The following is a 13727-nucleotide window of genomic DNA, read 5'->3' as shown; positions in this document are numbered from 1 at the left end:
TTAACAAAGGGGTAACAACTGATTAATTTGAACGGATCAATTGGAAGAGGCCAACACGAGAGGCTAGTATTAAAAAATGGCAAAGATAGGAAATATTGAACACGTTGAAGAACGTGTCGAATCAGAGTTAATGCCGCCTTCGATGTATAAGGTGGTACTCAATAATGATGATTACACCCCAATGGATTTTGTGATTGAAGTTTTGCAGGTTTTCTTTCGCAAGAACGAGCAGGAAGCGACCGATATCATGTTGACGATCCATCACCAAGGAAAAGGGATTTGCGGTATTTTCCCGTTTGGGATTGCAGAAACTAAGGTGATACAAGTAAATCAATTTGCAAGACAAAACCAACATCCGTTACTGTGTTCGTTAGAGAAAGCATAAAATCGCTTTACTCTGTAGTCTGTTGTTAATTTTGGGGGTGCTTATGCTGAACAAAGATCTGGAAGTCACCTTAAATCTGGCGTTTCAGCAAGCCAGAGACGCGCGTCACGAGTATATGACAGTGGAACATCTGTTATTAGCTCTGATCGACAATCCTGCGGCTCAAGAAGCGTTAATCGCCTGTGGAGCGAATCTAGATAAACTCAGAGATGAAGTGGCAAGCTTTATCCAACAAACAACCCCAATCATTGCCGATATTGATGATGACAAAGAAACTCAGCCGACGCTTGGGTTCCAGCGAGTGCTGCAACGGGCAGTATTCCATGTGCAGTCATCGGGTCGCAATGAAGTGAACGGCGCTAACGTGTTAGTCGCCATTTTCAGTGAGCAAGAATCCCAAGCCGTGTATTTACTGCGCCGCTGCGATATTAGTCGCTTAGACGTAGTGAATTTTATTTCCCATGGTTTCGCCAAAAATGATGATGCTGAGTCACATCAAGATCAAGAACGTGTCGAAGATCAGGGCGAAGGCAGCGAAGAGCGCAGTATGTTGTCGCAATTTGCGTCCAACTTAAACCAACTTGCAAAGCAAGGGATCATTGACCCACTGATTGGTCGCGACCAAGAAATTGAGCGCGCGATTCAAACCCTGTGCCGTCGCCGTAAAAATAATCCACTGTTAGTGGGTGAGGCGGGTGTAGGTAAAACGGCGATAGCTGAAGGATTGGCGTATCGCATCGTCAATAAACAAGTGCCCGATGTAATGCTTGAAGCGACAGTGTATTCCTTAGATTTAGGTTCACTGCTGGCGGGAACTAAGTATCGCGGCGACTTTGAAAAACGCTTTAAGAACCTGCTAAAAGAACTTGCGGCGGATAAGCATGCCATCCTATTCATCGATGAGATCCACACCATTATCGGTGCGGGCGCGGCCTCCGGCGGCGTAATGGATGCCTCTAATCTGTTGAAACCTTTGCTATCTAGCGGTAATTTGCGCTGCATGGGCTCGACGACTTTCCAAGAATATCAAAGTATTTTTGAGAAAGACCGTGCGCTGGCACGTCGTTTCCAAAAGGTAGATATCAATGAGCCTTCAGTGGAAGAAACCACTAAGATTTTGATGGGGCTTAAGTCTAAATACGAAGAATATCATGGTGTTCGTTATACTCAGGCCGCGATCAGCAGCGCTGCAGTATTATCGGCCAAGCACATTAATGACAGGCATTTACCCGATAAAGCTATCGATGTTATCGATGAAGCGGGGGCTCGTATGGTGATGTTGCCTATGAGCAAACGTAAAAAGACCATAGGCCAGGCCGAGATTGAGTCGATTGTGGCGAAAATGGCACGTATCCCTGAGAAGTCGGTATCCGCTACTGATAAGGACTTACTGCGTAACCTTGAGCGTAACCTTAAGATGGTGGTCTTTGGCCAAGATAAGGCCATTGAGAGTCTGAGTTCGGCCATTCGCTTATCGCGCAGTGGCTTAGGTGCTGACAGAAAACCTGTGGGGAGCTTCTTATTCGCCGGTCCAACCGGTGTGGGTAAAACCGAAGTCACTAACCAACTGGCCAACTGCTTGGGGATGAAACTGGTGCGCTTTGACATGTCTGAGTACATGGAAAGCCATACAGTGTCACGCCTGATTGGTGCGCCTCCTGGTTATGTGGGTTATGACCAAGGTGGCTTGCTCACGGATGCTGTGATTAAAAATCCGCACTGTGTCGTGCTATTGGATGAAATAGAGAAGGCTCACCGTGATGTCTATAACCTGCTGTTGCAGGTGATGGATCATGGTACTTTGACCGATAATAATGGTCGTAAGGCTGACTTCAGACATGTGACTTTGGTGATGACCACTAACGCGGGTGTACAGGAGACTATTCGTAAGTCTATTGGCTTTACCCAGCAAGATCACACCCAAGATGCATTATCTGAAATTAATCGAGTATTTTCGCCAGAATTTCGAAATCGTCTCGATTCCATCATTTGGTTCAATCATTTGGACATGACGATTATCGCCAAAGTGGTCGATAAATTCTTGGTGGAATTGCAGGCTCAGTTGGATGCAAAACACGTTACTTTGGAAGTCAGCGACGAAGCCAGAACCTTATTGGCCGAGAAAGGCTACGATAAGAACATGGGTGCACGTCCAATGGCTCGGGTCGTGACCGAATTGATCAAACGTCCATTGGCAGACGAGATCTTATTTGGTGTCTTAGAGTCAGGCGGTGTTGCGTATGTGGATGTGAAGGAGGGCGAGATTGTCATTCGTACCGAACGTCACGAAAAAGCCACAACAAAAGCTTAATGCTTGATTATCAGTTAGTTTTAGACATAAAAATGGCTGCAATTGCAGCCATTTTTTTCATCTTTCGCAAACAAAAAAACCCGGCCTTGCCGGGTTTTTAAATCTAAGAGGCTATATCAGCGTGCGCGGAAGACAATGCGACCTTTGGTCAGATCATAAGGAGTCAGCTGGACGGTAACTTTATCGCCAGTGAGGATCCGGATGTAGTTTTTACGCATTTTGCCTGAAATGTGGGCTATCACCACATGACCATTTTCAAGCTCTACACGAAACATTGTGTTTGGCAAGGTTTCAAGGATAGTGCCTTGCATTTCAATGTTGTCTTCTTTCGCCATTAATTAATTATCCCATTAGCCTTCGAATATAAAAAACGGGCGTATCATGCCCCAAATTCCCCCCGCTGTAAAGGGGAAGTACTTAGCAAACTTGGGAATACTCCCAGCCCGTCGGTGTCAGAATTTGATAAGGGCGATACAAACGCTTGTAAGACATCTTACGGTTTTCATCTATTTGATATCCGAGATAAACAAATTCTTTATTCATGAGTTTCGCCAGTCGACACTGAATTAAAATTAACAGTGCGCCGAGGGAGCGATGTTCTTCGTCGGGGTCAAAATAGCTGTAAATTGCCGAAAGACTATTGGGCAAACTATCAGTGACCGCAACTGCCAATAATTTATTTCCATCATAGACTTCGATAAATGTTGGCGGTAACCAATGGCAAAAAAGAAAGTGATTATATTGATCTTCACTCGGGGGAAACATGGGGCCGTCAAAATGTCGCCCACGAATGTAATGTTCATATAGCGTATATTGCTCGGCGGTTTGCTCCGATGTTATTCGCCAGGTCAGATCTTGGTTTTTTGCTAAAGTGCGTTTTTGGCGTTTCGATGGGACAAATTCATGCGTTGGTACACGGATTGGTTGGCATGCACTGCATCTAGGGCAACGTGGTTTGTAGATAGAGCTACCACTGCGGCGAAAACCCACTGCGAGCAAACGCTCAAATAAAATGGGATCGAGCGTATCTTCTTGGATGACGAGTAGCTGCTCCTGCTGGCCATCAAGGTAGCTGCAGGGAAATATTTGACTGATACCGATAGCGATCGATGCTTTACTCGAGTTCAAGGATGACCTCTTTAGTGGCCCAAGTATTTGGGTCCACGGGATTGTTTCTCAGTTCGCTCAGTAACGTTATAAAATCAATGCGTTTAATAGCTTTAGCTCCCAAACTTTCTAGGTGGGGATTCATCACTTGTGCGTCGATGAGTTTGAATCCCATCTTGAGTAAATGTTGTTGCAGTGCTGCAACGGCGGCCTTGGACGCATTGGTTTTACGGTGAAACATGGATTCGCCGCAAAATACTTGGCCGATCGCTAAGCCGTAAAGCCCACCGATTAAACGTTCACCTTCCCACACTTCAATGGAGTGGGCATGACCTGTGTGATGCAATTCGCGATAGGCCATTTGAATTTCTTGGGTGATCCAAGTGCCGCTCTGTTTTTCTCTTGGCTGCGCGCATCCAGCCATCACATCGGTGAAAGCGTGATTGATTGTGATCCGCCAAGGTTGTTTTTTTAAGTATTTACGCAGGCTGGTGCTGATGTGAATTTCACCTGGAATAAACACGGCGCGGGGATCCGGTGACCACCATAGGATGGGATCGTCAGAATTAAACCAAGGAAAAATACCGTTGTAGTAAGCAGAGAGTAAACGTTCAGGACGTAAGTCGCCGCCGATAGCCAATAAACCATTAGGATCGGTTAAGGCGTGCTCGGGCGAAGGAAAAGCGTCAAATTCGTGATTCAGGAAAGACAGTGACTTCACAATTGAGTATGATTTAGTTATAGACCTTATTATTAAGTTAGCGGAAATTCAGATATGTGGAAACCTACTCTAGCAAGCTTTATGTTTATTTTTGCTTTTATCATCAGTCCCGCTAATGCTGGCTATGATCGCAATCAAGCCGTGCCAGTTGAGAAAGTACTCTATGGCGATATCACTTCGGTACGTAATATCACCGAAACCCAGTTAATTGAAGACCGTAATCAAGGTTGGAAAACCTTCGGCGGCGCCTTAGCGGGTGGGGTGATTGGTAATCAGTTTGGTGGCGGTTCGGGTCGAGATGTGGCGACGATTTTAGGTGCCTTGATTGGTGGGGGGATCGGTAACCGTTATGGCAGCGGTACTAGCGTGCAATCGTTTAAGCTGGTGGAACTGATGATCAATCAAGAAGATGGCACTCAGGTCATGGTGATCCAAGATTACGATGCTGGCATGACGTTTAACGCGGGTGACAGAGTTCGAGTGGTGTACCTGCAAGGTGGCGTGCGTGTTGATATCGCGATGTAAGCGATTGTCTCATCTTGAATAAGTGCTCATCTTCAGTAAATGGTCATCTAGAGTAACGGACGGTAATGCAATGACACGGACAGAACTAAGCCAATATTTAGCCGATTTTTTACATGTGTCGGCCTTTAAGGATTACGCACCCAATGGGCTGCAGGTAGAAGGCAAGGATGAGATCCGCACCTTAGTCACGGGCGTGACAGCGTGTCAGGCCTTGATCGATGAAGCGATTCGATTAAACGCCGATGCGATATTGGTTCATCACGGCTTTTTTTGGAAGAATGAGCCTGAAGTGATCACAGGCATGAAACAACGCCGAATTAAGGCGCTGCTCAAGCATGATATTAGCTTGTTTGGGTATCATTTACCCTTAGATGCCCACCCAATGCTCGGTAATAACGCGACTTTGGGGAGACAGCTTGGGATCGTCGACGCAGAAGCCATCGAAGAGGTGGCTCAGGGGCTACTGTGGCGTGGAAAACTTGATCTTGCAGTCAGTGCTAGCGAATTTTCTCACACTCTTGAGAATGCGTTAGGCAGAGCCCCACTGCACATTGGTGATCGCGATGCTAAGATCCAACATGTAGCTTGGTGTACTGGTGGCGCACAGGATTATATCGATGTTGCGGCGAGTTTAGGTGTGGATGCGTTTATCAGTGGTGAAGTGTCCGAGCGAACGTTCCATAGTGCGGTAGAGCAGGGCATACATTATTTTGCGGCGGGGCACCATGCGACAGAACGTTTTGGCATTCAAGCCTTAGGCCGTCACCTCGCCCGCGAGTTTGATCTCGTGCACCATTTTGTGGATATCACCAATCCGGTCTAATCCATTCATAAAGCGGCTTATGATGACCATCTAACTGTTTTATTCCTAAACGAAAGGCGAGCATGGCTCGCCTTTTTTATTGTGGTTTATTATTACTTATAGTCACTCAAATCCGTTTCTCTAGCGTTTGTGCAATCAGCTCTTAGCCTTTAGCTGCTAGATCAGCCCAAAAGTGGACAATACAAAGATGCCTAAGGTGCACGTGATCAGCGAGCAGACTGTGGTTAGCGTAATAATATTGGCCGCAAGGGGCGCATTGCCACCCATGGCGCGCGCCATCACATAGCTTGCGGCTGCGGTGGGCGCAGAACTCATTAAAAAGACCATTGCTAACTCAATCCCTCGATAACCCAACAGCAAGGCCCCAATCGAGATAAAAAGCGGGGCAAAGATCAGTTTCAATGCGGTCGAGAACCAAGTTGAATGCTTTTCATGTTTGAGTGAACCAATATCGAGCGAACCGCCAGTGCACAGTAGCGCTAGTGGGAGGGTCATATTGGCAAAGTATTGGCCCGCATCGAGCACCATTTTCGGTATTGGAATAGCAAGCAAATAGAACAACATGCCTGCCATAATGGCAATGATCAACGGGTTTTTGGTGATGGTCTTGATGATCACGCCAAATGCACGTTGGCTGGATTCTTCACCTTTAGGGCTTAGGCAAATAACCGCTTGAATGTTATACAGCAGCGTCATCGAGGCAACATAGACCGCGGCTAAGGCAACACCAGAACTCCCATAGGCGTTGGAAACGTAAGCTAAGCCGATAATGGCGGTATTGGCTCTAAATCCCCCTTGAATGATCACACCTTGGTCTTTGTGCTTGGGAAATAGCCGCCCAGTTGCATAGGTGGAGAGTATAAAAAACAGGAAATTGGCCACTAAACCATAGCCAATCAAGGGCGCACTGGAGGCGAGATCGTGATTGGAGCTAATAATGCTAAGGAACAGCAAGGCTGGCAGCGTCACGTTAAAGACTAATTTTGATGCAACATCAATAAAGTTTTCATTGATGATTTGGGTGCGTTTTAGGATCACACCGAGTGCTAACATCAAACAGATTGGACCCGTAATCGAGGCAGAAAACAGCAACTGCTCAACGATATTTCCCATAACGACTCCTCGAATTATTCATTTAGCACTGCGTCGATTTTAGACTTGTCACTGATATGAATGTCACATTGCCGTGAATATCTTGTCGATAGAAATACGAGTTTTAACTCGGTCTCTTAAACCACTCAGTTAAAATTAAATGGCTTAAACTCAGTCTTTTAAAAGACTGCGTGACACTTGCGACCACGAATCGGCTCAAACAATCGATACCAACAAATAAGGCCACATAAAATGCGGCCTTATTGATTTTTCGAGCGTTATCTAGCGCAGATTACTTAACCCGCATGCCAGGCTGTGCGCCTTCATGGGGTTCTAAAATCCACAGATCGCTGCTACCAGGGCCAGCGGCCAAAACCATGCCTTCTGACATGCCAAAACGCATCTTACGTGGTGCTAAGTTAGCCACCATCACAGTTAGTTTGCCTTCAAGGTCTTCTGGCGAATAGGCCGATTTGATCCCAGCAAACACTTGGCGTGTTTCGCCACCTATGTCGAGCTGCAACTTCAGTAACTTGTCTGCGTCAGCAACATGCTCGGCTTTCACGATACGAGCGATACGCAGGTCGATTTTCGCAAAATCATCAAAGTTGATGGTTTCACTGATAGGATCGTTAACCAGAGGCTCACTGCTGACATTAGATGATTCAACCGTTTTTTCAGGCGCAGCCGTCTTTGGTGCATCGGCCGTGACTTGCAGGTTATCCTTGGAGTCGGCAACCATAGCATTGACTTTATCCAGCTCAACACGTTGCATCATGGCTTTGAATGGCGCGATTTCATGACCCGCTAAATCTTGGTTCAATGCACTCCAAGTGAGCGGTAGTTGGAAAAAGGCTTCCACATCTTGGGCTAAACGTGGCAATACAGGTTTGAGATACGTCACTAGAATACGGAATAGATTCAAGGCATTTGAACACACTTGATGGGCCGCTTCCTGTTGATCATCGTGTTTTACCATTTGCCAAGGCGCAGCATCGGCTACAAAACCGTTAGCAATATCCGCCAGTGCCATGATTTCGCGCATTGCTTTGCCGTATTCGCGCGACTCGTAAAATTCGGCAATCACCTCTTGCTTGGCTAGAAACGCCTCAGTCAGTGTGGTGTCGTTAATTTTCGCTAGCTTGCCATCGAAACGTTTAGTGATAAAACCTGCGGTGCGCGAGGCTAAGTTCACTAGCTTACCGACTAAGTCTGAATTCACGCGCTGGGCGAAATCTTCGAGATTTAAATCTAAATCGTCGATACGGCTGCTGAGTTTGGCGGCGTAGTAGTAACGTAAATATTCAGGATCTAAATGATCTAAATAAGTTCGCGCCTTGATGAAAGTGCCTTTGGATTTTGACATCTTAGCGCCGTTGACCGTCACATAGCCGTGGGCATAGACGCTGTTTGGCTGGCGGTAACCTGAGCCGTGTAACATGGCAGGCCAAAACAGACTGTGGAAGTAGACTATGTCTTTACCGATGAAGTGATACACCTCGGCGGTTGAATCTTTGCCCCAGAATTCCTCAAAGCTCAGCTCAGGGCGTTTGTCACAGAGGTTTTTGAACGAACCCATATAACCGATAGGCGCATCTAGCCAAACGTAGAAATACTTGCCTGGCGCATCGGGAATTTCGAAACCAAAATACGGTGCATCACGGGTGATATCCCATTGCTGCAATCCTTGCTCGAACCATTCGTCGAGTTTATTGGCCATTTCGACTTGCAGGGCACCAGAGCGAGTCCACTCTTTTAGCATGCCTTCGAAGGCGGGCAGGTCGAAGAAAAAGTGCTCAGTGTCTTTCATCACTGGTGTCGCACCCGATACCGCTGATTTTGGATTGATGAGCTCAGTTGGGCTGTAAGTCGCGCCGCAGGCATCACAGTTATCGCCGTATTGATCCGGTGACTTACACTTAGGACAAGTGCCTTTTACGAAGCGGTCTGGCAGGAACATGGATTTCTCAGGATCGAACAGCTGAGAAATACTCTTGCTCTTGATATAGCCATTCGCACGTAGCTTGAGATAAATATCACTTGCCAGTACGCGGTTTTCATCGCTGTGGGTGCTGTGATAGTTATCGAAGGCGATATTGAAATCGGCAAAATCCTGCTGATGTTCTTTGTTCACTTGGGCAATCATGTCTTCTGGCGCTATGCCTAATTGCTGTGCTTTAAGCATGATTGGCGTGCCATGGGCGTCATCGGCACAAATATAGTGGCACTCATGTCCACGAAGCTTTTGATAACGCGACCAGATATCTGTCTGTATGTATTCCAGCATGTGACCTAAATGTATCGGTCCGTTTGCATAGGGAAGTGCGCTGGTCACGAGAATTTTACGTTGTGAAGTTGCCATCTTGTCTCAAATATCGTGGTGGGCCAAAAATATTGGTAGAGATACTAACCGATTACAGGATGATTTTCATCAAAACCTGAGCCAATTGAGCTAAATCTGCGCTAATGTTTTCTGCATTATCTGGTACACTTGGGCAAATTTATTGGTGGGGGTAATTCTTTTGTCTTCAACTCAAACTGATTATCGTCTGAATGACGATCTTCTCGGGCCAGTTCTGGCTATTCTCGATTCATTTGTTGACCCGTATCTCGCGAAAGGGTTAGTGAGCGCAGGATGCGTAAATAAGCTGGCATTGGAAGGTAAGCGTTTGCAGCTTGGCTTAGTCTATCCATACCCTTGTATGACTCAGTATCGCGACACTGTCATGGCGCTGACGAATAAGTTAGCGGTGCTCGATGCTATTGATGAAGTCGAGTGTGAAATCGATTTTCAACCTAAAGCCTACTCAGCGTTATCTTCTATTGCGCCGATTGCCAATGTGAAGCAAGTGATTGCCGTAGCCTCAGGTAAGGGCGGCGTGGGTAAGTCAACCACAGCGGTGAACTTAGCTTTGGCATTAGCGGCCGAAGGTGCGCAGGTGGGTATTCTCGATGCCGATATTTACGGCCCGTCAGTGCCTATGATGTTAGGTATCCCTAATTTCAGACCGCTTTCCCCCGATGGCAAACATATGACAGCCGCCAGTGCCCATGGTATTGCCGCGCAGTCGATTGGTTTTATGCTCAGTGGTGATGAAGCTGCCGTGTGGCGTGGCCCAATGGCCGCGGGCGCGTTGGCCCAGTTACTGAATGAAACACAATGGCCAGAACTGGATTATTTAGTCGTTGATATGCCACCAGGCACAGGGGATATTCAGCTCACGTTATCGCAAAAAGTCCCTGTGAGCGGCGCTGTTATCGTGACTACACCGCAGGATATCGCGCTGGCCGATGCCAAGAAGGGCATCAATATGTTCCAGAAAGTGAACATTCCTGTGCTGGGTATTGTCGAGAACATGAGTTTCCATTTATGTCCTGAGTGTGGTCATAAAGAACATCCATTTGGAACTCACGGCGGCAGTAAAATCGCTGAACGCTATCAAGTTCCACTGTTAGGCGCTTTGCCGCTGCACATTAATATCCGTGAAGCCATGGATAATGGTGCGCCGACCGTCGTTGCCGAACCTGACAGTGAAGTCGCAGCTCTTTATCGGGAAATTGCCCGTAAAGTGGGCGCAGAACTGGCTTTAAAGCAAAGCCAGAAAACAGTTTCTATTAGTGTTTCAGATGACGAGTAAGGTTTAAGGGTATGAATTCTCAGCAGTGTGTCATTATTGCAATTGCTGGCGCGTCAGCATCGGGCAAAAGTTTAATTGCCAAAACGATTTTTGACGAATTGCGCCGCGATTTAGGCACAGATCAAATTGGGGTAATTAATGAAGACGCGTACTATCGCGATCAGAGTCATTTATCCATGGATGAACGGGTATTAACGAATTACGATCATCCAAAAGCGCTGGACCATCAACTGCTGTGCACGCATTTACAGTTGCTCAAGTCTGGCGAAGCTGTTGATATCCCTTGTTATAGCTATACAGAACATACACGCACTGCAGAAACCTTAAAGATGACACCGAAAAAAGTGATCATTTTAGAAGGTATCTTATTGCTGACCGATCCTAAGTTACGTGCCCTGATGGACGCGAGTGTGTTTATGGACACGCCGCTGGACATTTGTTTCCTACGTCGCTTAACTCGTGATGTGGCCGAGCGGGGCCGTACTATGGAGTCTGTGATTTCACAGTACAAGAAAACCGTGCGTCCTATGTTCTTACAGTTTATCGAACCCTCAAAACAATACGCCGATATTATCGTTCCCCGTGGCGGCAAAAATCGTATTGCGACCGATATTTTAAAGACTCGTATCCAACATTTACTGGCAAAATAACGACATAAAAACTCAAGGAGTAATAGGCAAGATGCGCTTAACCGATATCGAAATTGAACAGGCCCTTGATAACGGCACTATCGTAATAGAACCTCGCCCAGGCATAGAAGCTATTTCAGGCGTCAGTGTTGATGTGCGCTTAGGTGGACAGTTTCGCGTCTTTAAAGATCATACCGCGCCTTTTATCGACTTGAGTGGTCCAAGTGCTGAGATGCAAGTTGCGCTTGATCGGGTGATGAGTGAGATTATCGAAATCCCCGATGGCGAAGCATTTTTCTTGCATCCTGGTGAATTGGCTTTGGCTGTGACTTACGAGAGCGTAACTTTACCTGCTGATATCGTCGGTTGGCTTGATGGCCGTTCGTCTCTAGCGCGTTTAGGGCTGATGGTACACGTAACGGCGCACCGTATCGATCCGGGTTGGCAGGGTAAAATTGTGCTCGAGTTTTATAACAGCGGTAAGTTGCCTTTAGCTTTGCGTCCACGCATGACTATAGGTGCGCTTAACTTTGAACGCTTAAATCATGCGGTTGCACGTCCTTATAACACCCGTAAGAGTGCCAAGTACAAAGATCAGCAAGAAGCGGTGGCTAGCCGTATCAGTCAGGACTAACACGCGTGTTCTGGGTGAATGGCGCATCGCAGGCAAGTGTCGACCCTTCTGATCGAGGGCTTGCCTACGGTGATGGTCTGTTTGCAACGATGCGAACGGACGCTGAGGGGATTATGTTTTTTGAAGCCCATCAAGCCCGTTTAACCGCAGGCGCCGCAAGGCTTGGATTTCAATGGCAAATGAGTGAAGCATTGCAACAGCAACTGAATACCTTAGCCATTGAATATCCTCATCATTGCATTAAGTTAATCGTTTCCCGTGGTGCTGGTGGCCGTGGCTATACACCGCCAGAAACGGTTAATCCTACCGAAATCGTCTCAGTTCATACTATCCCCGGCCATTATGCTCAGTGGCAGCAACAGGGTATTAGCCTTAAAACTTCGTCGGTACGATTGGGTTTGCAGCCGATGTTGGCAGGGATGAAGCATTTAAATCGACTCGAACAAGTTTTGATTAAATCACACTCTTTACCGCAGGGATTTGATGACTGGTTAGTCAAAGATATCGAGGAGAATGTGATTGAATCTTCGATGGCGAATGTGTTTTTTATCAAAGATAATCGCATTATCACGCCTTCATTAGCCCTGTGTGGCGTGGCGGGTGTGATGCGCGAACAGATAATGTTGGCCTTGCTTGAACAGAACATGAATATCGAATGTTTGCCCGTTGGCGCCGAGCGTTTAATCGAATTTGACTCAGCGTTTATCACTAACAGCGTTTTAGGGATTGTGGATGTACTGGCGATAGACTCGCTCAAGTTCACCCGTGCTCCGATTACCGCGCAACTTAGACAGACACTTTCACTCACTCTATGAAAAAAATCATTATTATCGCCAGTTCAACCCTGTTGACCTTGCTAACCTTAGTCTGTTTGGGTGCCTTTTGGGGCTATCAAACAGTTGTCGAATACAGTCAAACGCCGCTGAGTCTCAGCGAGCCTAAAGAGTTGAAGGTTGAACGTGGCACCAGTGTAAATCAACTGGCGCAGCAACTTGCCGATGACGGCGTTATTCAAGATACGTGGAAACTCAAGTGGCTACTTAAGTTTCGTCCTGAGCTTGCCAAAATTCGCACGGGACTTTATGAAATATCACCTTCACAAACGATTACTGATTTACTCAATGATTTGATTGCCGGCAAAGTAAAAACCTTCAGTTTGACCTTAGTTGAAGGTAAAACTATTGTGGAATGGGAACAACAACTTACCAGTGCTCCACATTTACAAATGTCACCAGAAGCATTTGCAGCAGTATTGATGACACAAGGCGATGATTCTGGTTTGCCTGAGGGGAAATTCTTCCCCGACACTTATCATTATACCGCCGAGGCGGATGCTAAAGTCATGCTGACTCAAAGCTATAAAATGATGGAGCAGGAGCTTGCCAAAGCGTGGGCGGAACGGGCGCCTAATTTACCGTTAAAATCGCCCTATGAAATGCTGATTTTGGCATCGATAGTTGAAAAGGAAACCGGCCAAGCCCATGAGCGTGAGCAAATCGCCGGTGTATTTGTTAATCGTCTTAACCTAGGTATGCGTCTGCAAACCGATCCGACGGTTATTTACGGTATGGGCGATCGCTATAAGGGCAATATCACCCGCAAAGATTTAGTCGAAGAGACGCCTTTTAATACTTATCGCATCTTTGGATTGCCGCCAACGCCGATAGCTGCACCGAGTAAAGCCTCATTGATGGCCGTGTCTAAGCCCGCCAGTGTGAGTTACCTTTATTTTGTATCGCGCAACGATGGCACCCATGTGTTTTCAACCACGCTTGAAGAACACAATCACGCCGTAGACGTCTATCAGCGTAAGATAAAACCAGCGACGCCAGAAAAATCACCAAAGTAAAAATGCAGAGAAA

At 46.7% G+C, this 13727-nt stretch carries 14 protein-coding genes; 9 read left to right on the top strand and 5 right to left on the bottom strand.

Annotated features, from left to right (window positions below):
* Window positions 1-76 precede the first annotated feature (76 nt).
* A complete protein-coding gene (gene clpS / locus L5L94_RS09275; protein WP_006081936.1) occupies window positions 77-385 on the top strand; it encodes an ATP-dependent Clp protease adapter ClpS in 309 nt (102 codons plus the stop codon).
* A 43-nt stretch (window positions 386-428) separates the two neighbouring features.
* Window positions 429-2696 carry an ATP-dependent Clp protease ATP-binding subunit ClpA gene (clpA, locus tag L5L94_RS09270; RefSeq protein WP_263148401.1) on the top strand — a complete coding sequence of 756 codons (2268 nt, stop codon included), beginning with the start codon at window positions 429-431 and terminating at the stop codon, window positions 2694-2696.
* Window positions 2697-2812: 116 nt separating this feature from the next.
* On the opposite strand, the gene infA is transcribed toward clpA, so the two are convergent.
* The 3 genes from infA to aat form a co-directional block, all read right to left on the bottom strand.
* Window positions 2813-3031 (bottom strand): translation initiation factor IF-1, encoded by a 219-nt coding sequence (infA, locus tag L5L94_RS09265; RefSeq protein WP_006081934.1) that lies wholly within the window; start codon window positions 3029-3031, stop codon window positions 2813-2815.
* A gap of 82 nt (window positions 3032-3113) precedes the next feature.
* Window positions 3114-3824 (bottom strand): arginyltransferase, encoded by a 711-nt coding sequence (locus L5L94_RS09260; protein ID WP_028759740.1) that lies wholly within the window; start codon window positions 3822-3824, stop codon window positions 3114-3116.
* On the bottom strand, window positions 3811-4524 hold the full coding sequence (aat, locus tag L5L94_RS09255) for a leucyl/phenylalanyl-tRNA--protein transferase (protein ID WP_113940541.1): 714 nt from the start codon (window positions 4522-4524) through the stop codon (window positions 3811-3813). Before aat ends, L5L94_RS09260 begins: the two co-directional genes overlap by 14 nt.
* A gap of 54 nt (window positions 4525-4578) precedes the next feature.
* Between aat and L5L94_RS09250 the strand changes: the two genes are divergently transcribed.
* Entirely contained in the window at window positions 4579-5049 is a 471-nt protein-coding gene (locus tag L5L94_RS09250; protein WP_028759742.1) for a glycine zipper 2TM domain-containing protein, read from the top strand.
* Window positions 5050-5119: 70 nt separating this feature from the next.
* Window positions 5120-5872 carry a Nif3-like dinuclear metal center hexameric protein gene (locus tag L5L94_RS09245; RefSeq protein WP_263162763.1) on the top strand — a complete coding sequence of 251 codons (753 nt, stop codon included), beginning with the start codon at window positions 5120-5122 and terminating at the stop codon, window positions 5870-5872.
* A gap of 156 nt (window positions 5873-6028) precedes the next feature.
* Here the strand turns inward: L5L94_RS09245 and L5L94_RS09240 are convergent, their stop codons facing one another.
* Together L5L94_RS09240 and metG are read right to left on the bottom strand one after the other, a co-directional pair.
* Complete coding sequence (locus tag L5L94_RS09240; RefSeq protein WP_263162761.1) at window positions 6029-6985, bottom strand: AEC family transporter; 957 nt, start codon at window positions 6983-6985, stop codon at window positions 6029-6031.
* A gap of 271 nt (window positions 6986-7256) precedes the next feature.
* Window positions 7257-9326: a methionine--tRNA ligase gene (gene metG, locus L5L94_RS09235; protein WP_263162756.1), complete on the bottom strand. Its 2070-nt coding sequence runs from the start codon at window positions 9324-9326 to the stop codon at window positions 7257-7259.
* Between the two features lie 160 nt (window positions 9327-9486).
* Between metG and apbC the strand changes: the two genes are divergently transcribed.
* Genes apbC through mltG form a run of 5 tightly spaced genes read left to right on the top strand, consistent with a single transcriptional unit; the run spans window position 9487 to window position 13714 of the window.
* Complete coding sequence (gene apbC / locus L5L94_RS09230) at window positions 9487-10602, top strand: iron-sulfur cluster carrier protein ApbC (RefSeq protein WP_006081927.1); 1116 nt, start codon at window positions 9487-9489, stop codon at window positions 10600-10602.
* 11 nt (window positions 10603-10613) lie between these two features.
* Window positions 10614-11252: a uridine kinase gene (gene udk / locus L5L94_RS09225; protein WP_028759746.1), complete on the top strand. Its 639-nt coding sequence runs from the start codon at window positions 10614-10616 to the stop codon at window positions 11250-11252.
* Between the two features lie 31 nt (window positions 11253-11283).
* Window positions 11284-11865: a dCTP deaminase gene (gene dcd, locus L5L94_RS09220; protein ID WP_263162751.1), complete on the top strand. Its 582-nt coding sequence runs from the start codon at window positions 11284-11286 to the stop codon at window positions 11863-11865.
* A 5-nt stretch (window positions 11866-11870) separates the two neighbouring features.
* A complete protein-coding gene (gene pabC / locus L5L94_RS09215) occupies window positions 11871-12680 on the top strand; it encodes an aminodeoxychorismate lyase (RefSeq protein ID WP_263162748.1) in 810 nt (269 codons plus the stop codon).
* The gene (gene mltG, locus L5L94_RS09210; protein ID WP_263162745.1) at window positions 12677-13714 is read left to right on the top strand and encodes an endolytic transglycosylase MltG; all 1038 of its coding nucleotides are present in this window, start codon (window positions 12677-12679) and stop codon (window positions 13712-13714) included. Before pabC ends, mltG begins: the two co-directional genes overlap by 4 nt.
* Window positions 13715-13727 lie beyond the last annotated feature (13 nt).

The sequence above is a fragment of the Shewanella sp. SM21 genome (genome assembly GCF_025654335.1).
In the GTDB taxonomy this organism is placed as follows: domain Bacteria; phylum Pseudomonadota; class Gammaproteobacteria; order Enterobacterales; family Shewanellaceae; genus Shewanella; species Shewanella oncorhynchi.
This window is presented reverse-complemented; position numbering and strand designations above follow the sequence as displayed.